This window comes from Thalassobaculum litoreum DSM 18839 (genome assembly GCF_900102465.1).
Lineage (GTDB): Bacteria > Pseudomonadota > Alphaproteobacteria > Thalassobaculales > Thalassobaculaceae > Thalassobaculum > Thalassobaculum litoreum.
In genome coordinates this window covers 1-25,193 of sequence record NZ_FNBW01000020.1, presented here as the reverse complement: position 1 = coordinate 25,193, position 25,193 = coordinate 1, and the positions used below count along the sequence as shown (strand labels likewise).

General features: G+C 70.2%; 18 protein-coding genes and 2 tRNA genes. 5 read left to right on the top strand and 15 right to left on the bottom strand.

Features of this window, described 5'->3' with window-relative positions:
• Positions 1-45: 45 nt before the first annotated feature.
• The 11 genes from mdoH to BLS34_RS23185 form a co-directional block, all read right to left on the bottom strand.
• On the bottom strand, positions 46-2,241 hold the full coding sequence (mdoH, locus tag BLS34_RS23235; protein ID WP_093154272.1) for a glucans biosynthesis glucosyltransferase MdoH: 2,196 nt from the start codon (positions 2,239-2,241) through the stop codon (positions 46-48).
• Positions 2,226-3,731 carry an OpgD/OpgG family glucan biosynthesis protein gene (locus BLS34_RS23230; protein WP_139189440.1) on the bottom strand — a complete coding sequence of 502 codons (1,506 nt, stop codon included), beginning with the start codon at positions 3,729-3,731 and terminating at the stop codon, positions 2,226-2,228. The genes mdoH and BLS34_RS23230 overlap by 16 nt, the downstream gene beginning before the upstream one ends.
• A 243-nt stretch (positions 3,732-3,974) precedes the next feature.
• Positions 3,975-4,766, bottom strand: coding sequence for a metallophosphoesterase family protein (locus tag BLS34_RS23225; protein WP_093154269.1), 792 nt, complete (start codon positions 4,764-4,766; stop codon positions 3,975-3,977).
• Positions 4,763-5,710 carry a diacylglycerol/lipid kinase family protein gene (locus BLS34_RS23220; RefSeq protein WP_093154268.1) on the bottom strand — a complete coding sequence of 316 codons (948 nt, stop codon included), beginning with the start codon at positions 5,708-5,710 and terminating at the stop codon, positions 4,763-4,765. Before BLS34_RS23220 ends, BLS34_RS23225 begins: the two co-directional genes overlap by 4 nt.
• Positions 5,711-5,755: 45 nt before the next feature.
• Positions 5,756-7,768 carry a Fe(3+)-hydroxamate ABC transporter permease FhuB gene (gene fhuB, locus BLS34_RS23215; protein WP_093154267.1) on the bottom strand — a complete coding sequence of 671 codons (2,013 nt, stop codon included), beginning with the start codon at positions 7,766-7,768 and terminating at the stop codon, positions 5,756-5,758.
• Positions 7,761-8,642 (bottom strand): ABC transporter substrate-binding protein, encoded by an 882-nt coding sequence (locus BLS34_RS23210; RefSeq protein ID WP_093154265.1) that lies wholly within the window; start codon positions 8,640-8,642, stop codon positions 7,761-7,763. The genes fhuB and BLS34_RS23210 overlap by 8 nt, the downstream gene beginning before the upstream one ends.
• Positions 8,643-8,649: 7 nt before the next feature.
• Positions 8,650-9,435, bottom strand: a complete 786-nt coding sequence (locus BLS34_RS23205) for an ABC transporter ATP-binding protein (RefSeq protein WP_093154264.1) — start codon at positions 9,433-9,435, stop codon at positions 8,650-8,652.
• On the bottom strand, positions 9,432-10,340 hold the full coding sequence (locus BLS34_RS26565) for an alpha/beta hydrolase (RefSeq protein ID WP_093154262.1): 909 nt from the start codon (positions 10,338-10,340) through the stop codon (positions 9,432-9,434). Before BLS34_RS26565 ends, BLS34_RS23205 begins: the two co-directional genes overlap by 4 nt.
• A 7-nt stretch (positions 10,341-10,347) precedes the next feature.
• Positions 10,348-12,816, bottom strand: a complete 2,469-nt coding sequence (locus tag BLS34_RS23195; RefSeq protein ID WP_093154261.1) for a TonB-dependent siderophore receptor — start codon at positions 12,814-12,816, stop codon at positions 10,348-10,350.
• Positions 12,817-12,972: 156 nt separating this feature from the next.
• Positions 12,973-13,953: a FecR family protein gene (locus BLS34_RS23190; RefSeq protein ID WP_051244950.1), complete on the bottom strand. Its 981-nt coding sequence runs from the start codon at positions 13,951-13,953 to the stop codon at positions 12,973-12,975.
• Positions 13,954-14,077: 124 nt separating this feature from the next.
• Positions 14,078-14,659 carry a sigma-70 family RNA polymerase sigma factor gene (locus tag BLS34_RS23185; protein ID WP_093154257.1) on the bottom strand — a complete coding sequence of 194 codons (582 nt, stop codon included), beginning with the start codon at positions 14,657-14,659 and terminating at the stop codon, positions 14,078-14,080.
• A gap of 238 nt (positions 14,660-14,897) precedes the next feature.
• Between BLS34_RS23185 and BLS34_RS23180 the strand changes: the two genes are divergently transcribed.
• Genes BLS34_RS23180 through BLS34_RS23170 form a run of 3 tightly spaced genes read left to right on the top strand, consistent with a single transcriptional unit; the run spans position 14,898 to position 20,367 of the window.
• On the top strand, positions 14,898-15,602 hold the full coding sequence (locus BLS34_RS23180; protein WP_211228948.1) for an ImuA family protein: 705 nt from the start codon (positions 14,898-14,900) through the stop codon (positions 15,600-15,602).
• Positions 15,511-17,064, top strand: coding sequence for a Y-family DNA polymerase (locus BLS34_RS23175; RefSeq protein WP_084618974.1), 1,554 nt, complete (start codon positions 15,511-15,513; stop codon positions 17,062-17,064). Before BLS34_RS23180 ends, BLS34_RS23175 begins: the two co-directional genes overlap by 92 nt.
• Before the next feature lie 12 nt (positions 17,065-17,076).
• The gene (locus BLS34_RS23170) at positions 17,077-20,367 is read left to right on the top strand and encodes an error-prone DNA polymerase (protein ID WP_093154256.1); all 3,291 of its coding nucleotides are present in this window, start codon (positions 17,077-17,079) and stop codon (positions 20,365-20,367) included.
• Between the two features lie 19 nt (positions 20,368-20,386).
• Here BLS34_RS23170 and BLS34_RS23165 read toward each other — a convergent pair.
• From BLS34_RS23165 to rlmB, 4 genes are all read right to left on the bottom strand, one after another.
• A tRNA-Thr gene (locus BLS34_RS23165) sits at positions 20,387-20,462 on the bottom strand.
• A 60-nt stretch (positions 20,463-20,522) separates the two neighbouring features.
• A complete protein-coding gene (locus BLS34_RS23160) occupies positions 20,523-21,476 on the bottom strand; it encodes an allantoinase PuuE (RefSeq protein ID WP_245702158.1) in 954 nt (317 codons plus the stop codon).
• The gene (locus tag BLS34_RS23155) at positions 21,473-22,945 is read right to left on the bottom strand and encodes a hypothetical protein (protein WP_028795273.1); all 1,473 of its coding nucleotides are present in this window, start codon (positions 22,943-22,945) and stop codon (positions 21,473-21,475) included. The genes BLS34_RS23160 and BLS34_RS23155 overlap by 4 nt, the downstream gene beginning before the upstream one ends.
• A gap of 92 nt (positions 22,946-23,037) precedes the next feature.
• A complete protein-coding gene (gene rlmB / locus BLS34_RS23150) occupies positions 23,038-23,907 on the bottom strand; it encodes a 23S rRNA (guanosine(2251)-2'-O)-methyltransferase RlmB (RefSeq protein ID WP_093154254.1) in 870 nt (289 codons plus the stop codon).
• A gap of 163 nt (positions 23,908-24,070) precedes the next feature.
• Here rlmB and BLS34_RS23145 point away from each other — a divergent pair.
• Both BLS34_RS23145 and tuf read left to right on the top strand, forming a co-directional pair.
• Positions 24,071-24,156 (top strand) — tRNA-Tyr (locus tag BLS34_RS23145).
• Positions 24,157-24,259: 103 nt separating this feature from the next.
• The coding region (gene tuf / locus BLS34_RS23140; RefSeq protein WP_093154253.1) for an elongation factor Tu at positions 24,260-25,193 on the top strand (934 nt) is incomplete at its 3' end.

Sequence of the window (25,193 nt, the reverse complement as noted above, 5' to 3'; positions counted from 1 at the left end):
GTCTTTCCCGGATCCCGGCGCGGGGCCGTGGAGGGCAGGCTTCCCCTATGCCGGCAGGGAGAGCAGGGTGTCGAAGGTCCGCCGGTCGCCGAGCAGCCGCATGCGCTCCACCGGGCGTAGCCAGCCGAGCGCCTCGGCCCGGGTGCGGGCGTCGGCCACCTTGGCGGCGGCGGTCAGCATCTCGACATCCGGATGGCCGCGCTCGGCCAGCCAGTGATCGCCCGCCAGGGCGAAGTGCCGGTCGGCGAGCGCCGGATCGCCCAGCAGCCGGCCCAGCGACACCTCTGCCAGGTCCGCCTCGGCCGCCTCCCGCTCGGTCCGGGCGGCGGTGACCAGGGCCGGGATCTCGCGCTCCTCCGGGATCACCAGGATTCCCAGCGCGGCCAGCTTGCGGCCGAGCCACGCGCTGCCGCTGCCCCAGGACAGCGGGATCGACAGGATCCACCCGGCCAGCACCGGCGACAGCCAGGCCAGGACCGGTATGGACAGCGGCGCGATGGCGGCGACCACCACCAGGCCGAGGGCGGTATGGCCGAGATGGAACCGCACCGCCTCGCGCAGCCCCATGCCACCGTCGTCGCGGCGCTGCGGCCCCCAGCCGGAATCGGTGCCGCGCAGGATCGACCAGACGTGGCGCGACTGGATCAGCATCATGATCGGCGCGAACAGGGCCGACAGCAGCACCTCGAAGATCCAGCCGACCACCAGCCGCCGGGCGTCGCCGAAACTCTTCACCACCGAGCGGTCGATCATCGCGCGCAGCAGGCCGATGATCTTGGGCACCAGCAGCGCGCCGATGGTCAGCACAAAGAGCAGGATCATCCGCTCGCTGTCGAAGCGCGGCCAGGTCGGGAACAGCTGGAACGCCTCGGTGAAGTATTTCGGCCGCAGCAGATAGGCCTGCACCGTCAGCCCGACACCGACCAGGATCAGGGCGAACCAGAGCGGCGAGGAGAGATAGCTCATCACGCCGTTCAGCAGGTGCATCCGGCTCGGCCAGCGCAGGCCGCGCGCGCCGATCACCGCCAGGTGCTGGATGTTGCCCTGGGCCCAGCGCCGGTCGCGCATGGCGAAGTCGAGCAGCGACGGCGGCGAGGATTCCCACGATCCGCCGATCTCCGGCGCCATCTGCACCGCCCAGCCGGCCCGGCGCAGCAGGGCGGCCTCGACGAAGTCGTGGCTCATGATCGTGCCGCCGAACGGCTTGCGGCCCGGCAGCCGGGGCAGGCCGCAGGCCTGGGCGAAGGCCTGGGTGCGGATGATCGCGTTATGGCCCCAGAAATTGCCGTCGTCGCCCTGCCAGGCGGCGACCCCGCGGGCGACGATCGGGCCGTAGATCCGGCCGGCGAACTGCTGCATGCGGGCGAACAGGCTGTCGCGGCCGATCAGCACCGGGACCGTCTGCACCAGGCCGAGCGCGGGATCCGCCGCCATGCGCTCGCGCAGGGCCAGGATGGAGGCCGCGGTCATCAGGCTGTCGGCGTCGAGCACCAGCATGGTTTCGTAGCGCCCGCCCCAGCGGATGACGAAATCGTGGATGTTGCCGGACTTGCGGTCGATGTTGCGCGCCCGGTGGCGGTACCAGACCTTCATCGTGCTGCCCAGCCGCTCGCGCAGTCTGACGACGGCGGCGGTCTCCACCACCCAGACGGCGGGGTCTGTGGTGTCCGACAGGATGAAGATCTCGAACCCGCCGGCGGCGCCGGTCCGCTCCAGATCCTCGGCGATCGCAGCCAACGCGCCGGTGGTGGCGGCCGGGTCCTCGTTGTAGACCGGCATCACCAGGGCGCAGAGGCCGGGCGCCTCCTGCGGCAGCGCCGTTCCGGAGCCGGCGCTGGGCTGCAGCGATCTCAGCAGGCCGGCGAGGGCGGAGGTGGTGGACATGGAGATCCACCAGAAGGTCACGGTGAAGATCGCGACCAGCAGGGCCTGCAGCGCGGTCACTTCGCCGACCGCCACGGCCAGTGCCATCTGCCGGGCCGCGAGCGCGGTCAGCAGCAGCGCGCCGCCGAAGACGACCAGCCGGGCGATGAAGGTGGCCGTCCAGGGGCGGCCGCGCGTGCGCACCTGCGCCCGCACCGTGCGGCGGAAGGTCTGGGTCGGCATGTCCAGCGGCATGCCGGGCGGCGTCGACGGATAGTCCGCCGGGCGATCGGCCCAGTGATCGGCCCAGTGATCGGCCCGGCGTTCGGCCAAGCGATCGGCTGGCGCCGGCGGGTCGGCTTCTACGCGCTGGTCCATCGGTACAGCCAGGTTTCGCTCACGGGGCCGGCATCGCCGACCAGGACCACGCGCAATTCGACCAGGGACTCGTCGCCCGGGTCCACTTCGAAGCTGACCCGGTAGGAACCGTCCACCGGATTGGGCTCGGCCATGACGTTCAGGATCACGCCGTTGGACTGGCTGACCTCGGCGCGGGGCATGCGTTCGATGGCCGGCAGGCCGACGAAGTCGATCACGAAGAGCCGTCGCCGGCCGTCGCCGCCGCGTCCGCCGCGGGTGGCGGCGACGCGGGCCAGCGGAACGTTGTCCGGCGGCGTGCTGCAGTAGTGCAGCCGGTAGGACAGGTCGGTCCGGCTGCCCGGTTCGAACGGGGCGCTCGGACGCCAATAGGCGACGATGTTGTCGTTGGTCTCCGCGTCGGTCGGGATCTCGACAAGGACGACCGAACCGGGACCCCACTCGCCGACCGGCTCCACCCAGGTGGAGGGCCGCAGGTCGAACCGGCTGTCCAGGTCCTGGAAATCGGCGAAGTGGCGGTTGCGCTGGACCAGACCGAAGCCGCGCGGGTTGGTGTCCTGGAAGGCCGAGATCTGCAGGCGCGACGGATTGGCCAGCGGACGGAAGATCCGCTCGCCGTTGCCGGTGAGCATCTGCAGCCCGTCCGAATTGTGCACGGCGGTGCGGAAGTCGTCGTAGCCCGCCCGCGCCGAGGCGTCGTACAGGAACATGGAGGTCAGGGGGCCGAGCCCGATCTTGGCCACCTGCCGGCGCGGAAACAGAACCGTGTCCACGTCGATCACGGTCGACTCCCCCGGGCGGATCTGGAACCGGTAGGCGCCGGCGATCGACGGGCTGTCCATGAGCGCCAGGACCGTCATGGTCGAATCGCCCTGCACCGGCCTGATCAGCCAGAAGGCGGTGAAGTCGGGGAATTCCTCGCCTTCGGCATCGGCGGTGTTGATGGCGAGGCCGCGGGCCGACACGCCGTAGCGCTGGCCTGAGCCGACCGCCCTGAAGCGGGTGCCGCCCTGGAACACCGCGAACTCGTCCAGGCGGTCCGGCGCGTTGATAGGGGCCCGGGCACGGAAGCCGGTGAAGGCGAGATCCGTATCCGAGGCGGGCGGCGTGACCCGGGGGCCGTAGTCGAACATCTCCGGCGACAGGGTCACCGGATGCCTGCCGGTCCCGTCGACGTCATAGACCTCCACCGGCCGCATGAAGCGGAAGCCCGGATGGAACAGATCGACCTCGAAGCCGAGCCCCTGCTCGACCCACAGGGCGTGCTCCTGGCGGAAGCGGATGTCGTGATACTGATCGTAGGTCAGCTCGGCCAGCTCGCCCGGTCCCGCCGGGGGCCGGTCGCCGAACTCGCGCTCGGCCAGTGCCTGAGCCTGGGCGACCACGTCCCCGAAGCCGGTGGGTGCCTCGTCGTCCGCCCAGGCCGTCCGCATTCCCAGACCGTTGGCGCCCGACAGGGCTGCGGCGCTCCACAGCAGGCCACGCACCACTGAACGGCGGGATCGCCCGCTTGCTGCTTTCACCGATTCCACGCTCGTTGCCGAATATCTTTGGCGAATGACAGAGTGACGGAGACAAATTGGTAGCCGCCGGGTCGATCCGGACCCCCCGCACTCCCCACCGCAGGCTCGCCAAATTTCGGCGTCAGATAGACATGAAAATCCCGCTTACTCAAGGGGCTACTGCAGGCGATGCGATGGCTAGGCCGACGGGGCCGCTTGCCCTCTGTCGGCTCATGCCGCCTGGTGCTTCCGCTCGTCGCGCTGCCAGCCGCTCTCGGTCCAGATCCGGGTCTCGATGCCGATCTCTCCTTGGGCGTCCACGTCGATCACGTTGAAGGCATTCGGTTCGCCCCGCAGGCGGGTGGAGATCGTCGTGCCGCCATGCACCACCAGCATCGGGCGGTTGGGCGCTGCCCCCGGCAGGGTGCGGATGAACGGCAGGTGCAGGTGCCCGGCCAGAACCAGGCTGACCCGGTGACGGCGGAACAGCGACAGCGCCGCCTCGGCGCGGCGCACGACCCGGTTCTGCAGCCGGGGTTCCGGCGCCAGGAACGGGTGATGGCCGACGACGATCCGCACCCGACCCTTCGGCACCGCCGCCAGCCGGCGGTCGATCCGGGCGAGCTGGCTGCGGCTGATCTTCCCGTCCGCCCAGTTCAGGCGCCACTGGGCGCGGCGCACGGTGTTGATCCCGACCACGGCGACCCGCTCGCCGACCCAGGTCGGCTCCAGCGCATCGCCGATGTGCTGGCGCCAGCGGCGATACGGGTCGGCGAAGCGTTCCAGCAGCGCGTGGTAGTAGGGAATGTCGTGATTGCCCGGGACCACGAAGCAGGGCGCCGACAGGTCCGAGATGAACTTGGCCGCCTCGGAGAATTCGCGGTTGCGCGCCCGCAGGGTCAGATCGCCGCTGATGACGACCAGATCCGGCTTGGCATGCTCGATCTCCTGACGCAGGGGCTCGATCAGCCGCAGGTCGGTCTTGCCGAAATGCAGATCGGAGAGGTGGACCAGCCGGGTCATGCGACCTCCGCCGGCGTCTCCTCAGGCCGCGCGGTCGCCGCCTCGATCGCCTCGCGTGCCCGGATCACCCGCAGCGCGCGGTGGCGGATGCGGTATTCCACCGGCAGGTCGAGGAGCAGGATCTCGCCGTCGTTCAGCACGCGGATCTGCTTCCGGCGGCTCGTCACCGTGGCCGCGCGCACCCGCTCGGCCGTCAACTCCGGATCGGCCCGCCAACGCCCGACCAGGGCGGCGGTCGCCAGCTTCAGGATCTTGCCCGGCGACGGGCGGCGCAGCGCATAGAGGCCGAGGAACCCGCTGTCGAGTTCGGTGCGCACGAACAGCCGGCCGGGTTCGTCGATATAGTCGCCGACCGCAACGGTCAGGTGCCGGGTGCGCAGGGACACCTTGGCAGGGTTCGAGATCTGCACCTCGACCGCCGGATCGCGGTCCATGGTCCTGAACAGATGGGCGATCACCCGGGCCCAGCGTACCGGGTTCAGGCGGCCGCGCCAGTGCTCGCGCTGGCGGGCGAGGCGAGAGGCGAAGCCGATCACCGAGCTGCACATGAAGGAGTGGCCGTTCACCTCGCCGATATCGATCTCCACCGGCTCGCCGTCGCTCAGCACGGCGATCGCGCCGTCCAGGTCCTGGGGAATGCCGAGATCCTGGGAGAGGTGGTTGAGGGTTCCGCTCGGCAGGATGCCCAGGATCTTGTCCGATCCCGCGACCCGGCGGGCGGCGGCGTTCACCGTGCCGTCGCCGCCGGCGACGATCACCAGCTCGGCCGGCCCGTTGATCGCCTGCTCGACCAGGTCGCCCAGCTCCGAGGGGTCGCCGGTCAGCAGCTCGACCTCGATGCCGGTGGCACGGACGCGCTCGGCGATGTCCTGCGGCGTGATCGAACTGTCCAGAAGGCTGCCGGCCTTCGGGTTCACGATCAGCGTGGCGGTGCGTGGCGGCATCGGACGGGGAACTCGGGATTGTGTGGAGGTCTCCGTAAAAACGCCTCAGGCCCGGATCGGTTCCCTTGCCGACTGTCGGGCGCGCCGGCGCTGCGGCCGCAGCAGAAGGACGAGCAGGATCGGCGCGCCGATCAGGGCGCTCAGCAGTCCGGCCGGGATCTGCCAGGGGAAGTGCACCGTGCGACCAAGCAGGTCGGCCGTCACCATGACGCCGGCCCCTAGCAGTGCCGCCGCCGCGAGCTGCGGCAGGCAGCGGGCGAAGCCGAGCCGCTTCGCGATATGCGGTGCCATCAACCCGACGAAACTCAGCGGGCCGACGATGAGGGTCGCTGCCGCCGTCAGCAGGCCGGCGCCGCAGAGCACCAGCAGGGCGCTGCGTTCCGCCGGAATGCCGAGGGCGCGGGCGTGTGGCATGCCGAGGCTCAGATGCTCGAGCTGGCGGGCGAGGGCGGGCAGGGCCGGCAGCATGGCCAGCGCGAGGACGGCGGCGACCGTGGCTCCGGCCGCATCGACCCGATAGGTCGAGCCGGCCATCCAACCCATGAGTAGCAGGGCGCGCGGGTCGCCGGTCGCGGTCACCGCCGATAGGAGAGCCATCAGAAAGGCCGCCACCGCCACGCCGGTCAGCAGTGCCTGATTGCCGCCGAGCCCGCGTCGCCTTACGCCGAGCAGGAGTACGCCCAGGGTCGCCGCCGCTCCCAGGGCGGCGCAGGCGGTCAGGGCGACCTGCCCCGGCGCGCTCATCGTGAAGAGGGCGACCATCAGGCCGAAGGCGCTGCCGGCGCTGACGCCCAGGACTTCCGGGCTTGCCATGGGATTGCGGGTCAGGCGCTGGAGCATGACCCCGGCCACCGCCAGCAGGGCACCGGCGGCCAGCGCGCCGACCATGCGCGGCAGCCGCCAGGCGAGGAAGGGTTCCAGCCCGGCTCCCAGGTCCGCCACCCAGGCGCCGCCCAGATCGCGGCCGAGGACGAGCGAGGCCAAGGCCAGCACGGCCAGGGTCGCAAGCAGGGCGACCAGCCAGGTGGACGACACCCGAGTCAGGACGAGCGCGCGGGCGCCATGCTGCGGCTCGGCGGCCCGCAGGCGCGTGGCCAGCAGGAACAGGGCCGGGGCGCCGAGCATCGCCGTGACGGCACCGGTCGGCAGGAACATGCCGGTGGCGGCGGTAAGTATCTGCAGCGCCTGATCGGTGACGGTCAGCAGCAGAGCTCCCACCAGCGGGGCGACGACCATCCGGCTCGCCAGCCGTCGGGCACCGATCGCCCGAGCGATGCTGGGGGCGGCGAGGCCGAGGAAGCCGATCACCCCGACCGCGCTGACGGTGAATCCGGCGAGCGCGACGGCGACCGCCAGCGCGCCGGCCCGCACCAAGGCAATCCGCAAGCCGAGCCCGCGCGCCGCCTCGTCGAGCTGCAGCAGGACCAGTGGCCGGGCCAGCAACGCGGCGGCCAGGGCCGCCAGGGCGAGGCGCGGCAGCAGCTCCAGGGTGGGGCGCCAGTCCTGCTGGCTAAGCGAGCCGCTGCCCCACACGAACAGCCCGGCGAGCCGGTACTCGTGCAGCAGGGCGAGGGTCGTCGTCGCCGCGCTGAGGTAGAAACCGACCACCAGCCCCCCCAGCACCACGGCCAGCGGGGCGAAGCGAAACCGGCCGGCGATCATGAGGACCAGCGCCACCGCGGCAAACCCGCCGGTCAGCGCCACCAGGCCGCGGCTCCACCCCAGCAGGCCCGGTAGGTAGAGCGTGGCGGCGGCGAGGGCGAAGCCGGCGCCCGCCTCCACGCCGATGGTCGAGGGCGAGGCCAGGGGGTTGCGCATCACCTGCTGGAACAGTGTCCCCGACAGGCCCAGTGCTGCGCCGCAGAGCAGGCCGATGCACAGCCGCGGCAGGCGGCTGTAGGCCATGACCATGGCCTCTACGTCGCTGGGCACGGGGGCCAGCAGCCGGTCGAGGCCGAGGGAGGCGAGGCCAGGCGCCAGGTTGACGGCGGTCAGGCAGGCGGCGAGCACCGCCATCGCCGCAAGCCAGAGGGCGGAACGGCCGAGGGTGTCAGGCATGGTCGCGCTCGAAGGATTCCAGCAGCCGGGCGAGACGGGTGGCGGCGGGCAGGGTGCCGAAGGCGGCCACGTTGGGGAACCGCCGCATCCGGCCTTCGCGCACGAAGGGGAGGCCCTGCCACAGCGGACTGCCGGCCAGGGTCGCCTCCACGTCCGGCGGGACCGGGTCGAAAACCAGCACCCGGGCGTCGCCGATCTCCACCAGACGCTCGATGCCGGCGGTGGCGAAGCCCCAGGCGTTGGTCGGCCCGGACCAGCCGTTGCGCAGGTCGAGGCGGTCCAGGGTGTCCTGGATGATGCCGTTGTCGCCGTAGATCCGCACATGGCGGGTGTCGACGAAATGCAGCGGCACGATGGGCAACTCGGGCAGGCGGGTGAGGCGGTCTCGGATCCGGGCCAGTTCCGCCTCGGTATCCACGATCAGCCGGTCGGCCGCGGCCTCTCTGCCCGACAGGGTCCCCAACCGGCGGGTCGCGGCCAGGATGTTGGGCCAGGGCGAGGTGCCCAGAGCGTGAATGGGGAAGGACTCCACCGGGGCCACCAGCTCGAGCTGGTGGCGTACGCCCTCCAGATAGGGGGTGGAGAGGATCAGGTCGGGGGCGAGCCGGGCGAGGGATTCCATGTTCGGCTCCCGCGCCAGGCCGAGATTGGCCGCACCCGGCGGCAGCGGCGGCTCGACGGTCCAGATGTCCCAATACGGCAGTTGGGCGATGGCGGTGAGGTCGGCGCCGAGCGCTATCAGGGTCTGGGCGAGACCGTGATCCAGCGAGGCGAAGCGCGGCCCGGTCCCGGCCCAAGCTGGCCCGGTCCAAGCAGGTCCAGCGCAGGCGACGGCGCCGAGCCCGGCCAGCAGGTGGCGGCGCGTCAGGTCCATTGCGGTTTCACAGAACATAGGTGACCGGCCGTCCACTGGCCGGGTGGGGAAAGACGCCCATGGGTACGCCGTAGAGGGCCTCCAGCCGGTCGGGATGGAGCAGCGCGTCCGGCGTCCCCTGCGCGGCCACCCGGCCCCGGGACAGCACCACCAGCCGGTCGCAGAACCGGGCGGCGATGTTCAGGTCGTGCAGGATCACCACCACCGAGCGGCCGTGCTCGGTCGCCTGGCGGCGCACGAAGGCCATGACGTCGATCTGCTGCGCCACGTCGAGGGCGGAGATCGGCTCGTCCAGCAGCAGGCAGACGGCGTCCTGCGCCACCAGCATCGCCAGGAAGGCCCGCTGCCGCTCGCCGCCGGACAGGGTGTCGACCAGCCGGTCGGCCAGCGGCAGCAGGTTGGCGGTCGCTAGGGCGGTTTCGGTCTTCTGCCGGTCGAGATCGCCGACCCGCCCGAACGGCCCGTGCCAGGGATAGCGCCCCAGCGCCGCCAGCTCGCGCACCGTCAGCCCGTCGGTATCGGGCGTGTGCTGCGGCAGATAGGCCAGCGACCGGGCCAGTCGGCGCGGTGCATGGGCGGCCAGCGGGGTGCCGAACAGGGCGATCTCGCCGCTGTCGGGCTGGAGCTGGCGCGCCAGGATCTTCATCAGCGTCGACTTGCCCGACCCGTTATGGCCGAGCAGGCCGGTGACGGCCCCGGCCGGCAGCTCCAGGGTCAGCGGGTGCAGCACGGTACGCTCGCCGATCCGGAGACCGATCTCGCGCAGGGAGAAGGCGGCGCCGGGCTGGCTCACGGTTCTTCCGTCTGCGCCACGAAGGTCGCCTGGACGGCGCGGTTGACCGCGACCGGCAGCACCGACATGTGGTTTTCGCCGGCGAAGCGCTCGAAGGTCGCGGCGTCGACGCGGCCGGCCAGGACGTTGATCTCGTCCGCCCATTCGCGGGCCGTCTCCACGGTGCGGACCTTGCTCAGATGCGTGCGGCGGCTTTCGGCATCCGGGGCGCGGCGCTGGAACGGCGCAAGTTCGGCGGTCTCGTATTCGCCGGCCGACAGCAGGACCCGCCCCTTGAAGTCGCGCCAGTCGTCGCCGGAAAGCGCGTCCCGGCTGCGGGCGATGACCGTGTCCTCCCAGTAGATCGCCGGGCTCGCCGCCACCCAGGTCCGGAAGGCGGCCGGCCGGCGGAACAGGGCGTAGAGCGCGAACAGTCCGCCGAAGGAATGGCCGAACAGGGTCTGCCGGCCGCGGTCGATCGGGAAGCGCGCCTCCAGCATCGGTTTCAGGGCGTCCTCGATGAAACGGAGGAAATCCTCGCCCCCGCCAGTGCGCACGTCCGGTCCGCCCATGTGGAACGGCGGATAGGCCCGGCCCGGCGGCGGGCTCAGGTCCCAGGAGCGGCGCAGCGGGTCATAGGCCGCGTCGGTCGGATAGCCGATGGCGACGACCATGCCGTGGGTGACGTTGGTGCCCTTGGGATAGGACGCCTGGGCACGCACCGCGTCGATCGCGGTGGCGAAGACCGCGTTGCCGTCGACCATGTACAGCACCGGCCAGCCGGTCTCGGACGCCTCCCCCGACGGGGTGTAGACGAACACCCGGTACGGCAGGACGCCGGCATCGCCGGACGGCGCGATGTCGAAAACGCTGGTGCCCGGCAGGGAAGCCGGGCACCAGGTGTCGATAAGGGTGGCGTCGGCCATCAGCCGCTTACCACCGGTAGGTCAGGCTGCCGATCACCGTGCGTCCACGGCCGCGGTAGCAGTAGCCGGCCTCGCAGGTGATGTGCTCCTCGTCGGTCAGGTTGGTGCCGGTGAGACCGATGGAAGCGCCCGGGGCGAGCATGTCCAGATCGTAGCTGATCCGGGCATCGAACATGGTGACGGCGTCGTTGGTGTTGGTGTTGGCGCTGTCGTCGTAGGTTTCGCCGAGATAGCGGGCGCCGGCGCCCAGCTCCAGACCGTCGAGGGTGCCGGCGATGAAGCTGTAGTTGCCCCAGACCGAGGCCATATGCTCGGCCACGCCGACCGGGACGTTGCCCTCGTCGCCGTCGTTGCTCTTGGTGGTCTCGGCGTCGATGTAGGAGTAGCCGGCGACCAGGTCGATGTTGTCGCTCAGCTTCATCGCCGCCTCCAGCTCGAGGCCGCGGGAGCGCTGCTCGCCGGTCTGGATGCTGTTGGCGATGTTGTTCGGATCCTGGGTCTTCACGTTGGTTTCGACCAGGTTGTACAGGCTCACGGTGTAGATGCTGGCGCGGCCCGGCGGCTGGTACTTCAGGCCAATCTCATACTGCTCGCCCTCCGTCGGCTCGAAGGAGTCGCCGTTGATGTCGGTGCCGAAATCCGGGGTGAAGGAGGTGGCGTAGCTGGCATAGGGTGCGAAACCGCTGTCGAACAGGTACAGCAGGCCGGCGCTGCCGGTGGTTGCGCTGTTCTCGCCCTCGGTGACGCCGCCGGTCAGGTTGTTGGTGGTCTCCTTCTCCGCCCGGTCGTGGCGCAGGCCGCCGTTGAAGCGCCAGCCGCCCCATTCCATCTGCTCGTTGGCGTAGAATCCGAGCTGATGGGCGTCGATGTTCTGGTCGACCAGGATCGTGCCGGGGCGGGAGACGTCCTGGTGGTAGTCCGGGTTCAGCATGTCGATGCTCGGTCCGGTGCCGTAGGCGTACTGCACGTCGGCGTCGATCTTCGAGTAGTCGATACCGATCATCGCGGTGTGCCTGACCGCCCCGGTGGTGAAGCGGGCCTCGGCGGCGGTATCGACCGAGAGATTGTCCATCTCCTCGTAGACGCCGTAGGTGGTGCGCGACAGGGTGTGGCCGTCGCCGGTCATCGAGCTGGAGAGATACTGGTTCTCGGTCTCCACCGTGCCGTAGCGGAAGTTCTGGCGCAGGGCGAAGATCTCGTTGAACTCGTACCGGCCCTCGTAGCCGCCGATATACTGGGTCTGCTTGAGCCCGTCGAAATCCTCGTCGCCGGCCCAGAAGTCGCTGAGCTCGCCGGACGCGAATTGGTAGGGGCGCGACGATCCGGCCGTCTCGAAATGCTGCGCCTCGCCGAGGAAGGTCAGGGTGAGCTTCTCGGTCGGCTTCCAGGTCACCGAGGGCGCGATGAACTGGACGTCGTTGTTGACGCCCATCAGCCCGCTCTCGCTCTCGCGCAGCACGCCGACGAAGCGGTAAAGCAGCGTCTCGTCCTCGGTCACCGGACCGGAGAGGTCGACCTGGCCCTGGCGGTGCTCGTCGGTGCCGAGTTGCACCTCGACCTCGCCGCGGGTGTCCGCGGTCGGCCGCTTGGTGACGCGGTTGACCATGCCGCCCGGGGCGGACTGGCCGAACAGCACCGAGTTCGGCCCTTTCACCACGTCGATGCGCTCCAGCGCATAGGGCTCGGTGTGGAAATAGGACAGCCAGCCGGTATTGGGCTGGCGCAGGCCGTCGCGGAAATCGGCCGTGCTGGTGACGGCGAAGCCGCGGACCTTGATCTGGTCGAAGCGCGGATCGTTGCCGTAGCCGTTGACCTGGACGCCGGGCACGTAGCGCAGGCTGTCCTCCACGGTCATGGTCTTACGGTCGCTGATCGCATCGGCGGTAACGACCGAGACCGAGCGCGGGGTCTCGATGATCGGCGTGTCGGTCTTGGAGACGCTGCCGCTGCGGGTCGCCACGTAGCCGTCCACCGGCCCGGTGGCGGTCTGGCCTTCGCCCTCCACGACGACCGGACCCAGCATCATGGCGCTGGAGTCCGAGGTCACCCGGCTGAGGGTCACGGTGTTGGTGCCGCTGAAGGTGGCGGTGATCGGCAGGCCCGACAGAAGCCGGCGCAGGGCGGCATCCGGCGTGAACCGGCCCTGCAGGCTGTTGGTGGTCAGGCCCTCGGTCAGGGCCGGATCGAAGGAGACCTGGAAATCCGCCTGCTGACCGAAGTCGATCAGCGCCTGTTCCAGCGACTTGGCGGCAATGTCGAAGCGCTTCGCCTCGGCCTGGGCGAGCTGTTGCGCCGACGAAGCGGCCGCAGCCTGGTCCACCGTCACCTGGTCCACCGTCGCCTCCGCCAGAGCGGAGGTGGCGATGAGCGAGGCGACGCCCGCCGCGATCGCCCCGTGCAGCGCCGTGCGGGTGCCCCGCCTGTTCGCACCGTTTGCAGCTCCGGTCAGTGCCGGACTCCCATCCCGCAGTCTCATCGCCTTCAGTCCCCTCGTGGTCGATCGGTACCGCCGCGCGGGCGGACAAAAATGCAAATGCGATCCATTCGCATTAATGACGACGAGACCCGAACCCGGTTTTTCAGGGGGCGGACGGAATTTTTTCGTCTCCGAGCGTGAAAACCGACCCGGTGGTCAGTTCGGCACGACCAGAGCCAGCAGCGGGGTGATCTCGTAGACCGAGGCGGAACGGGCTGTTGCGGCGGCGCGCAGGGCCTCCAGCGGCTGGCGCAGGTCGAAGACGCCGCTGACCGGCCGATCGAGAAGGGCATCGTCCGTGGCCAGCACCATGCCCCGGTAATGCGGGCGGATGCGGTCGAGCACCTGACCCAGCGGTTCGCCCTCGGCAATCAGCAGGTGGCGCCGCCAGGCGGCGATATGACCAGCCGGCACGGCGGCCACGTGGATGTCACCGTTGGCCCGGTCGATGGAGAGCCGGTCGCCGGGCGCCAGCCGCACCGGTTCGGGCCGTCCGGGGGTGGCGACGGCGACCGACCCCTCTTCGACCTCGACCGTCACGGCCGCGGCGTCGATCCGGGTGCCGAAGGCGGTGCCGGTTACCGTGACCACCGTCTCGGCGGCCCGAACGGTGAAGGGTCGCGCCTGATCGTGGGTGACCTGGAAGAATGCCTCGCCCTCGACCAGCACTACCTGGCGATGGGCGCCGGAGAAGTCGGTCTTCACCGCGCTGTCCGCGTTCAGGGTGATGACGCTGCCGTCGGGCTGGGTGCGGGTGACCAGTTCGGCGGTCGCGGAGGACAGGTCCGCTCCGTCCAGCAGCCGCTGCACCGGCCCAAGCAGGACCAGGAAAGCCAGACACGCGGCCAGCGCTCCGGCGGCGAGCCACCGTCGATGTCTTGCCGGTCGGCGGGGCGTGAAGGCAACGACGGCGCTGTCCTCGTCGGCCTCCCGTAGCTCGGTCCGGGGGACGGCCTCGCCGGTCAGGGCCCAGACCCGCTGCGCCTTGCCGTAGGCGGCGCGGTGCCGGGGGGCGGCGTCCAGCCAGGTTTCCAGATCGGCGCGTAGCCGGGCATCCTGCGGCCGTTCCTGCAGCTTCAGAAGCCAGTCCAGCGCCTGGTTCCAGGCGGGATCCTGCTGCAGCCGTCCGTTCGCCATCGAAGACTCTTCGCGTATCATGGGACCGCCCTGGCCGGGTGCGGCGGCGCGTCGGTTCCGGTGCGCCTCATGCTAATGACGAGCGGGGCGCCCGGTTTTTCACCTTCCATCGACAATTGACCCATCACCGGCCGTCCTCGCCCGGATCGTCGGCAAGCTGCTCGGCGCAGACGGTCAGGGCGGTCTTGATGAGCTGGTGGGTGCGGGTCACCGAGATGTCGAGCCGGGCGGCGATCTCCTTCAGGGGCAGGCCGCCCAGCCGGTGCATCTCGAAGGCCAGGCGGGTGCGCTCCGGCAACCCATCCAGTGCCCGCTCGACCCGGCCGAGATCCTGGCGCCAGCGCAGGTTCTCCTCCGGGCTCGGTGTGGTGCTCGCAGCGCGGGCCAGCAGCCCGTCATCCAGATCGTCGACCAGCGGCATGCTCGGCCGCCGGCCCCAGTCATAGGCCAGGTTGCGCACGATCCGGTACAGGTAGCGCACCGGTTCCAGGATCCGGTCGCCTCGCATGCCGTCCCGGGACGGACCATCGCCGGGCGCCCCGCCGCCTTCGCTCTGGCGGGCGAAGCGCAGATAGGCCTCCTGCACCACATCCTCGGCACTGCTGCGCGAGCCGAGGATCCGTGCGGCGTACTGCACCAGATCCGCCCGATGCTCGACGAAAACCTCCGCAGGATCGCGCTGTGCCGTGTCGCGATTGGCCGTCATGGGACTCGGGGGCGGATGGGCGCGCGCGGGGCGACGGAAGCCGGTGAAAGGGATATTCAATCCGTCTCTAAATGAAAATGAGTCGCAATACCAGCGTGAACCCGTCGCGGAAAGCCAGGGACTCCGCCGAGCCTCAGCCGAGACTCAAACGCGAATTGACTCTTCGGGCGGGTTGGATTTTAAAAGAACAAAGAAAGAACATTTATAAGCGACGCCGGAACGGAGTGGAGATATGTCCGTGACGCTCCTGCCCATCAGACGGGTTTCGGAGCCCTTCTCAAAGGGGGGTGCCGCGCCCCGCCTTGTCCCGCCGCCGCTCGCGAAGTCGGCGCAGCTCGCGGAGGTGTTCGCCCAGTCCCGGGACATGGGCGCGACCGGCTTCACGCTGGCCCAGGTGCCCCCCGGCCGCCCGATCGTCTGGGTGCTGGACCGGATGGCCGCACAGCAGGCGGGCTGGCCCTACGGTCCGGGGCTGCGCGGCTTCGGCGTCGATCCCGACCGGCTGGTGCTGGTCTGCGCCCGCCGGGCCGCCGACGTGCTGTGGTCGATGGAGGAGGCGCTGGCCTGCCGGTCCCTGGGCGCGGTGATCGGGGAGATCTGGGGCATGCCGAAGGCGCTGGACTTCACCGTGACCAAGCGGCTCGCCATCCGGGCGGAGCGGTCGGGGGTCCCGTGCTTTCTGATCCGCTACGCCGCCGAGGAGACCCTGTCGGCGGCGCGGCGGCGCTGGCGGGTGACGACCCTTGCCTCCGCGCCGCATCCGTTCGATCCCCGCGCCCCGGGCGCGCCGCGCTGGCGCACCACCCTGTTCCGGGCGCGGGACACCAGACCTGGCGCATGGGAGGCGAGCTATGAACGACAGGCGCATCGTCTCGATTTTTCTGCCGCAGTATCCGATCCAGTGCTGGCGGAGGAGCCGGCGCGACAGCAGGTCTGGGGCTGAGGCGGAACAGGCCGTCGTGCTGCTGCGCGACGGTCGGCACGGGCCGGTCATCCACGACCTGACCCCCGCCGCCGCCCGCCACGGCCTCGCCGGCGGGATGGGGATCAGCGACGCCCGCACCCTGCTGCCGAGCGTCCAGGTGGAACCGGCCACCCTGGAGGCGGATCAGGCGGAGCTCGTGCGGCTGGCCCGCTGGGCGCTGCGCTGGTGTCCCTGGACCCGCGCCGACGGGGCCGACGGGCTGCTGCTCGACACCACCGGGTCGGATCATCTGTGGGGCGGAGAGGCGGCGATGCTGGCGGCGATGGTTTCGGCCTTTGCACGGATCGGGCTGAGTGTGCGGGCCGCCGCCGCGCCGACCCTGGGCGCCGCCTGGGCTCTGGCGCGGTACGGAGCGGTCTCGCCGGTGATCTGCGCCCCGGACGCGCTGTCGCAAACCCTGGCCGACCTGCCGGTCGTCGCCCTGCGGCTCGACGAGGAGACGGTGTCGCTGCTGCACCGGCTGGGGCTGAAGACCGTCGATGCGCTTCAGGCGGTGTCGCGGACGGCCCTTGTCCGCCGGTTCCGCGAGCGGGCGCCCGATGAAGCCAATCCGGCCCGCCGGCTGGACCAGACGCTGGGCCGGGTGGCGGAGCCGCTGATGCCGGAGATGCCGCCGCCGGCCCCCCGCGCCCTGCGCCAACTGGTGGAGCCGATCGTCGATGTCGACAGCGTCAGCCAGGTCCTGGCGGAACTGCTGAAGGATCTGACCGCGGAGATGGAGCGCCGTGGTCAGGGCGCCCGGCGGCTGCGGCTGACCGGCTACCGGGTCGATGGCGGCACCGCCTCGGTGGAGACCGCCGCCGCCCGGGCCAACCGCGACCCGGACCATCTCGCCCGGCTGTTCCGCGACCGGCTGGAGGGGCTCGATGCCGGCTTCGGCTTCGAGGTGATGACCCTCGACGCCCTGGTGCTGGAGGAGATGGAGGCCCTGCAATGGGACTTGTCCGGCGGCGACAGCGGCGACCTCGATCTGACCCGGCTGATCGACCGTCTGACCGCCCGGCTCGGCCGCGACGCGGTGCTGCGGCCGGTGGAGACCGCCAGCCATATTCCCGAGCGTGCCTCCCGGTTCCGTCCGGCCGACCTGGAGGCGGGGGAGGTGCCGCGGCCGAAGGGTCCGGCAAAGCCCCGCCCGGTGCGCCTGCTGCGGCCGCCGGAAGCCGCCGATGTGCTCTACGCCGTCCCGGACGGCCCGCCGGCCCGGCTGGTCTGGCGCCGGCAGACCCACCGGGTGGTGCGCAGCGAGGGACCGGAGCGGATCGCCCCGGAATGGTGGCGGGAGCGCTCCACCACCCGGCTGCGCGACTATTACCGGGTGGAGGATGCCGAGGGCCGGCGCTACTGGATCTATCGCGAGGGCCTGCCCGGGGACGGCCGGGGCGGGGCGCCGCGCTGGTTCGTCCACGGCCTGGACGCGTGAGGGAGCGGAGCCGTGCGCGCACCCTTCGTCGAACTGGGGACGGTCTCGAACTTCTCGTTCCTGCAGGGCGCCTCGCACGCCCATGAGCTGGTCGAGGGGGCCGCCACCCTCGGCTACGACTCGCTCGGCCTCGCCGATGTGAACACGCTGGCCGGCGTGGTGCGCTTTCATGTCGCTGCCGAGGAGAGCGGTCTGCGCCCGCTGATCGGCTGCCGCCTGGAACTGCTGGACGCGCCTGCGCTCTACGCCTATCCGAAGAGCCGGGCGGGGTATGGCCGGCTGTGCCGCCTGCTGTCGGCCGGCAAGATGCGGGACGCCGACGGCAACTGGCAGCGCAAGGGGGTGTGCGACCTGACCCTGTCCATGGTCGCCGAGATCCTGGGACCGATAGGCGATCCGCTGCTGATTGCGGTGCCGGGTGAGGATCTGGACGCCTTCGCCGCCGACCTGCCGCGTCTGGTGGCGGCGCTGCCCGGCCTCGGCCATGTCGCCGCCAGTCATCTCTATCGGGGTGACGACCGGGCGCGGATCAACCGGCTGGACGGCCTGGCGCGGGAGCAGGGCTTGCGGATCGTGGCGACCAACGACGTCCGCTACCACACCCCGGCCCGCCGGCCGCTGCAGGACGTGATGACCTGCATCCGCGAGAAGGTGACGATCTTCACCGCCGGCGACCGGCTGCATCCCAACGGCGAGCGCCACCTGAAGAGCCCGCAGGAGATGCGGCGGCTGTTCGCCGACTGGCCCGACGCCATCGACCAGAGCCGGCTGATCGCCGATGCCTGCCGCTTCTCCCTGTCCGAACTGCGCTACGAATACCCGCAGGAGACCGTCCCCGAGGGCCGCACCCCCGACGCGCACCTGGCGACGCTCACCTGGATCGGGGCGAACAAGCGCTATCCCAGGGGGATTCCGAAACGGGTCCGGGAGACGCTGGACAAGGAGCTGGCGATGATCGCCAAGCTCGACATCGCCCGCTACTTCCTGACCATCGACGAGATCGTCGGCTACGCCAAGGGCGAGGGCATCCTGTGCCAGGGCCGCGGGTCGGCGGCGAACAGTGCGGTGTGCTACTGCCTCGGCATCACCGCCGTCGACCCGGCCCAGCACGAGCTGCTGTTTGAGCGCTTCATCTCCGAGGAGCGCCGGGAGCCGCCGGATATCGACGTGGATTTCGAGCATGAGCGGCGCGAGGAGGTGATCCAGCACATCTACCGGCGCTACGGCCGTGACCGCGCCGGTCTCTGCGCCACCGTCATCCACTACCGCCCCCGCCTGGCGGTGCGCGAGGTCGGCAGGGCGATGGGCCTGTCGGAGGACGTGACCGCCGCGCTCGCCCGAACCGTCTGGGGCTCCTGGGGCAGCGGCGTGGACGAGGTGCGGGTGCGCGAGGCCGGGCTCGACCTGGCGGACCCGCATCTGCGCCGCACCCTGATGCTGGCCGGCGAACTGATGGGCATGCCGCGCCACCTGTCCCAGCATGTGGGCGGCTTCGTGCTGACCGACAGCCCGCTGATCGAGACCGTGCCGGTCGGCAACGGTGCCATGGCCGACCGCAGCTTCATCGAATGGGACAAGGACGATATCGACGCGCTGCGCATGATGAAGATCGATGTGCTGGCGCTCGGCATGCTGACCTGCATCCGCAAGGGCCTCGACCTGATCGCGGCGCATTACAACAAGTCCTACACCCTGGCGAGCGTCCCGCAGGAGGACCGGACGGTCTACGACATGCTGTGCCGGGGCGACTCCCTCGGCGTGTTCCAGGTCGAGAGCCGGGCGCAGATGAACATGCTGCCGCGTCTGAAGCCGCGCTGCTTCTACGACCTGGTGGTGGAGGTGGCGATCGTGCGCCCGGGCCCGATCCAGGGCGACATGGTGCATCCCTATCTGCGCCGCCGGCAGGGCCGCGAGCAGGAGACCTATCCCTCGCCCGGGCCCGAGCACGACCCGGACGAGCTGCGCAACATCCTGAAGCGCACCCTGGGCGTGCCGATCTTCCAGGAGCAGGCCATGAAGATCGCCATGGTCGCCGCCCGGTTCTCGCCGGTGGAGGCCAACCAGCTGCGTAAGGCGATGGCGACCTTCCGCTCGCGTGGCCAGGTCAGCGCGCACAAGGAGAAGATGGTCGGCCGGATGATCGAGCGCGGCTACGACCCGGATTTCGCCGAGCGCTGCTTCAGCCAGATCGAGGGGTTCGGCGAATACGGCTTCCCCGAGAGCCACGCCGCCAGCTTCGCCCTGCTGGTCTATGTCTCGAGCTGGATGAAGTGCCACTACCCGGCGGCCTTCGCGGCGGCCCTGCTGAACTCCCAGCCGATGGGCTTCTACGCCCCGGCCCAGATCGTGCGCGACGCCCGCGAGCACGGGGTCACCGTGCTGCCGGTCGATGTCAATTTCAGCGGCTGGGACAACACCCTGGAGCCGATGGCGCGCCCGAGACGGGGGAAGGGACGGACGCTCGGCCCGCCGGACTATGCCCTGCGCCTCGGCCTGCGCCAGGTGGAGGGGCTGTCCCAGGAGGACGCGGCTCGGCTGATGGCCCGGCGCAGCACGCCTTATGACAGCCTAGACGACCTGCACGACCGCGCCGGGGTCTCGGGCCGGGGCATCCGGCTGCTGGCCTCGGCCGACGCCTTCCGCTCCCTGGGCCGCGACCGGCGGGCCGCGCTGTGGGACGCACGGGCGATCCGCGACGCCCCCGACCTGCCGCTGTTCACTCGGGGCGGGGTGGAACAGGAGGGGCCGGATGTGGCCGTCACCCTGCCGGCGATGCCGCTCAGCGAGCATGTGGTGGTCGACTACCAGACCACCCGCCTGTCGCTGAAGGCCCATCCCATGAGCTTCCTGCGCGACCATTACGCCGGGCTCGGCTTCCGCCGCACGGCCGATCTGGAGAAGGCCCGGTTCGGCCAGCGGGTGAAGGTGGCCGGGGTGGTGCTGATCCGCCAGCGGCCGGGCAGTGCGAAGGGTGTGGTCTTCGTCACCCTGGAGGACGAGAGCGGCATCGCCAATCTGGTGGTCTGGCCGGACGCGCTGGAGACCTACCGCCCGATCGTGATGGGCGCCCGCCTGATGGCGGTGACCGGCCGGGTGCAGGTGTCGGAGACGGTGATCCACGTGGTGGCGGAGCACATGGAGGACCACACGGCCCTTCTGGACACCCTGTCCGACGGCCGCCCGGACATGGCGCTGGACCCGCCGCTCGCCCGCGCCGACGAGGTGGCGAGGCCGATCCCCTCCGCCCCGGCACGGCATCCGCGCAACGTGCGGATCCTGCCGAAGTCGCGGGATTTTCATTGAGGTGAGATGTCCGCTGGAGTGGTGCCGGCAGCAGGACTTGAACCCGCGACCCTCTGATTACAAATCAGATGCTCTACCAGCTGAGCTATGCCGGCACGCCTGCGTTTCTGCGCAGTTCGGAGCCTGACGTCAAGCGTCCCGTGGTCGCCCCCGCCTCACGCGTGCGGATGCTCTCGGACCCAGTGTTCGGCGATGTCCCGGCGGCCGGTCACCCAGATGCCGCCCTTCTCCTGCACATAGTCCAGCAGCTTCGCCAGGCCCGCCGCCCTCGACGGGTGGCCGATCAGGCGCAGGTGCAGACCGCAGGACATCATCCGCGGACTGGTCGCGCCTTCCTCCCACAGCATGTCGATCGCGTCCTTCACGAAGGCGAAATAGTCGTCGCCGGTGGGGAAATGGTTGCGGGCGAACTTGCTGTCGTTGGTGGTCAGCGAATAGGGCACCACCAGATGCGGCCGGCCCGACACTTCGGTCCAGTACGGCAGCTCGTCGGCATAGCTGTCGCTGTCGTAGAGGAAGCCGCCATGCTCGACCACCAGCCGGCGGGTATGGACGCTCGGGCCGTGGCGGCAGTACCAGCCGGCCGGTTTGGCGCCGGTGGTGCGCTCCAGGCTCGCCACCGCGCGGGCGATGTGGTCGCGCTCCTCGGCCTCGCTGAGCTGGAAATGGTTCACCCAGCGCCAGCCGTGGCAGCAGATGTCCCAGCCGCTCTCGCGGATCGCGGCGGCGGCCTCGTCGTTGCGCTCCAGGGCCAGGGCGCAGGCGTTGACGGTGAGCGGCAGGTTGCGCTCTGTGAACAGCCGGTGCAGCCGCCAGAACCCGACCCGGGTGCCGTATTCGAACATCGACTCCGCCGCCAGATCGCGCGAGCCGGGGCCGTTGGGGCTGTCCGGCGAGTCGGTCAGGCTGCCTTCGGAGAAGCCGTCGCCCTCGGGGATCGAGTATTCCGACCCCTCCTCGTAGTTCATGACGAAATTGATCGCCAGCCGCGCGCCGCCGGGCCAGTTGGCGTGGGGTGGGGTGCGGCCGTAGCCGACCATGTCGCGGTCCAGATGCGGCTGGAAATTGGGGTCGTCCCGGTTGGGTCCATCCCGGTCAGGAGCGCTCAAACGATCCTCGCTTCGGCCAGTTTGCGCTGCAGGTCGCGCAGACGGGACGCACGTTCGCCCTTTTGCTCGGCGCCGTCCAGGTAGCTGTCGAGGAAATCCGGCCGCTTCATGAGCTGCTGGGCGGCGGCCCGGGCGCGCTCGGCGTTCTCGCCCTCGGTGAAAGCGCCCTCGCGGCATAGGTCGACCACGCGCAGCAGGCGCTCGGCGGCAGAGCCGGTGCCGTCGTTCAGCTTCTCCAGCAGGCGGGAGCTGTCGAGCAGGGCGGTCTGGGCCTGTTCGACCTGCCGGGCCATGCGGTCCCTGGCCCGTTCGGTCAGCTGGGAGCCCTTCAGCACCCGGTGCAGGGTGCCCATCGCCTTGATCTGCTGGCGTACCGACAGGTCATCCGGCACCAGCTTGGCCTCGACCTTCGGCTGAGCCATCAACTCGGCGATGTACTGTTCCAGATACGTGCGCGCGGTATCGCCGAACACCTTGGTGTGCAGGGTGATCGACCGCATCACCCGCTCGCCGACGCTGCGCGTGCCCTGCATCAGCATGTCGATGGTCTGGTCCGACAGGGCGCGGCCGAGCCGCCGCTCCAGCGCCTGCTGGGTGGTGTCGCCGCCGATCAGCGCGCCCTCGAGGGTCAGGGTGTTCCGCAGCTCGACGACGAACAGGATCTCGTCGGAGAGGGCCTTGCCGGTCATCTTGTCCGACCCCGCGACCAGCCGGACGATGTGGCCGGCGAGGGCGGCGCGGGTGTCGGGCATCGGCGCCCGGGTCAGGAGTTTGTAGAAGGGGACCGCCAGGACCGCCTTGGGCGGCGCGTCGGTCGGCCGCGCGGTCTGGTTGACCAGGGCCAGCAGGCTGACGATCTGGTCGCCGGCATTGGGCACCTCGCCGATGACGTCCTTAAGCACGTCCACCGGGCGCAGCAGCTCGCCCAGGAACCGGTCCATGCAGCCGAGCGCCTCCGGCGTGGTGGCGCTGGCGGCGCATTTCAGCAGCGTGTCGACCTTGTCGGCCCAGGTCTTCTTCTCGGCCAGGCCGGCGGCGATCGAGCACAGGGTGCGAAAGATATAGGCCGAGTCGGTTTCCTGGTCGCGGCGGGCCAGCAGCGTGCCGGCGGTCTCCGGCGTCATCGGCGCCGGGGCGACGGCCGCGACGTCCTCGGCCAAGGCGGCCTTGGCCTGGTCGAGAATGTCCCACAGCCGCCGGATGCGCTCGCTCACCGGCACGCTCATGCCGCGGACCTGCCAGCTTGCGGCCTTCTGGACCGCCTGCATGGCGCTGGTGCCGCTGTTCATCAGGTCGGCCTGATGGCGCGGGCTGTACAGCACCTCGATCGCGGTCAGCTTGCGGGGGCCGAGATAGGCGGCGGCGGCGCGGGTCATCACCTCACGGGCGTCCGCCGTGAAGAGGTCCGCGGCTTCCTCGCAGACGGCTGCCTTGGCGACCTCGATGTCCTCGCGCGGCGTGAACACCATAACGAATGTGACTCCTGCAATAGTACCCGCGGGCCGGAGCCCGCCGCGCTGGTCGAGGGTCGGTTTATCGCCAAGAAACCTTTGATATTAGGTTAACCGACCTTTCGCCCCGGCGCGACAGCGGCGTGATGCAGGGCGATCGCCGCGGCGGCGGAGACGTTCAGCGAGCGGATCGGCGCCCGGGTCGGCAGGTGCACGAGCTGGTCGCAGGTCTCGCGGGTCAGCCGGCGCAGGCCGTCGCCCTCCGCCCCCATCACCAGGGCGGCCCGCCCCGACAGATCCAGGGTGTCCAGCGCCACCGGCCCTTCCTCGGCGAGCCCGACGCACCAGAATCCGGCCTCCTGAACGCTGCGCAGGGCACGGGCCAGATTGATCACCCGCACCAGCGGGGTGACGTCCAGCGCTCCGGACGCGGTCTTGGCCACCACCGCGGTCACCTGCGGCGTGTGCCGGTCCTGGACGATCACCGCGTCGGCGCCGAAGGCCGCCGCGGAGCGCAGCACCGCCCCGAGGTTGTGCGGATCCGTCACCTGGTCGAGCACCATCAGCAGCGCCTGCGGGCCGGCGGCGTCGAGCACCTCCTCCAGGGCGGTGTCCGGCAGCGGGTCGACCCGGGCGACGAGCCCCTGGTGCACCGCGCCCTCGCCGACCAGGGCGACGATCTCCTCCGCCGTCGCCGTCCGGGGGACGGGCAGGGCCTGTCGGCGGGTCTCGGGCAGGGCGGCCACGACCTCGGCCAGTTCCGCCGCGGTCTCGGCGCTGCCCGTCAGCGCACGGACGGTCCGCCGGGGATTGCCCAGCGCGGCCATGACGGCATGGCGTCCGAACAGCAGAGTCGGGTCGTGGGATGTCCGCTCGGCGTCGCGGCCGGGGGGCGTGGGGGAGCCAGCGGACCGGTCGCGACCGGATGCCGGGGATTTCGCCGCGCGGTTGGGGCGGCCGCCGTATTTTCGTTTCGCCATGGCTATGCTAGGGTTTTCCTGTGTTGGGAGACGACAATCCGCCTGGATTACCGGCGCGGACATTTTTTGTCGCGTTCGTCGTTGACAAACGGTCGCGAATTAACATAGTTCGCACTCCCTCAGGAACGGGGCTTGCGGAAGCGAGATAGCGATCCGATCCAAAGGTGGGGTGGCCGAGTGGTTAAAGGCAGCAGACTGTAAATCTGCCCGCGTATGCGTACGTAGGTTCGAATCCTACCCCCACCACCACTCGCTGACCGGATCGCGACCGACCGACAAGACCTTGAACAGAGGTTAGATTTTTCCGGCATCTCCTGGATGCCTCCACGATGCAGCCGACGGGAACGACGAGATGGCCAAGGAGAAATTCGCGCGGACAAAGCCGCACTGCAACATCGGCACGATCGGTCACGTCGACCATGGCAAGACGACGCTGACGGCCGCGATCACGAAGACGCTTGCAGAGTCTGGCGGCGCGACGTTCATGGCGTACGACGCCATCGACAAGGCGCCTGAAGAGAAGGCGCGCGGCATCACGATCTCGACGGCGCATGTCGAGTACGAGACGCAGAACCGTCACTACGCGCATGTGGATTGCCCGGGCCACGCCGACTACGTGAAGAACATGATCACGGGTGCGGCGCAGATGGACGGCGCGATTCTGGTTGTGTCGGCGGCCGACGGCCCGATGCCGCAGACCCGCGAGCACATCCTTCTGGCGCGCCAGGTCGGCGTTCCGGCGCTTGTGGTGTTCATGAACAAGGTCGACCAGGTGGACGACGAGGAGCTTCTGGAGCTGGTGGAGCTCGAGATCCGCGAGCTGCTGTCGTCGTACGAGTTCCCGGGCGACGACATTCCGATCACCAAGGGTTCGGCTCTGGCCGCGCTTGAGGACAGCAACGACGAGATCGGCCGCAAGGCGATCCTGGCGCTGATGGAGACGGTCGACGCCTACATCCCGACGCCGGAGCGTCCCAAGAACCTTCCGTTCCTGATGCCGATCGAGGACGTGTTCTCGATCTCGGGTCGCGGCACGGTGGTGACCGGCCGTATCGAGCGCGGGATCGTGAAGGTGGGCGAGGAAATCGAGATCGTCGGCATCAAGGACACGGTGAAGACGACCTGCACGGGCGTCGAGATGTTCCGCAAGCTGCTGGACCAGGGCGAGGCTGGCGACAACGTGGGCGTTCTGCTGCGCGGCACGAAGCGCGAGGACGTGGAGCGCGGTCAGGTTCTGGCGAAGCCGGGCTCGATCACGCCGCACACGAAGTTCAAGGCCGAGGCGT

Bases quoted from the DNA above. Each gene is read 5' to 3' on its own strand.
- mdoH (WP_093154272.1), bottom strand. From the start codon at position 2,241: ATGGACCAGCGCGTAGAAGCCGACCCGCCGGCGCCAGCCGATCGCTTG.
- BLS34_RS23225 (WP_093154269.1), bottom strand. From the start codon at position 4,766: ATGACCCGGCTGGTCCACCTCTCCGATCTGCATTTCGGCAAGACCGAC.
- BLS34_RS23220 (WP_093154268.1), bottom strand. From the start codon at position 5,710: ATGCCGCCACGCACCGCCACGCTGATCGTGAACCCGAAGGCCGGCAGC.
- fhuB (WP_093154267.1), bottom strand. From the start codon at position 7,768: ATGCCTGACACCCTCGGCCGTTCCGCCCTCTGGCTTGCGGCGATGGCG.
- BLS34_RS23210 (WP_093154265.1), bottom strand. From the start codon at position 8,642: ATGGACCTGACGCGCCGCCACCTGCTGGCCGGGCTCGGCGCCGTCGCC.
- BLS34_RS26565 (WP_093154262.1), bottom strand. From the start codon at position 10,340: ATGGCCGACGCCACCCTTATCGACACCTGGTGCCCGGCTTCCCTGCCG.
- BLS34_RS23195 (WP_093154261.1), bottom strand. From the start codon at position 12,816: ATGAGACTGCGGGATGGGAGTCCGGCACTGACCGGAGCTGCAAACGGT.
- BLS34_RS23190 (WP_051244950.1), bottom strand. From the start codon at position 13,953: ATGGCGAACGGACGGCTGCAGCAGGATCCCGCCTGGAACCAGGCGCTG.
- BLS34_RS23185 (WP_093154257.1), bottom strand. From the start codon at position 14,659: ATGACGGCCAATCGCGACACGGCACAGCGCGATCCTGCGGAGGTTTTC.
- BLS34_RS23175 (WP_084618974.1), top strand. From the start codon at position 15,511: ATGAACGACAGGCGCATCGTCTCGATTTTTCTGCCGCAGTATCCGATC.
- BLS34_RS23155 (WP_028795273.1), bottom strand. From the start codon at position 22,945: ATGGTGTTCACGCCGCGCGAGGACATCGAGGTCGCCAAGGCAGCCGTC.
- rlmB (WP_093154254.1), bottom strand. From the start codon at position 23,907: ATGGCGAAACGAAAATACGGCGGCCGCCCCAACCGCGCGGCGAAATCC.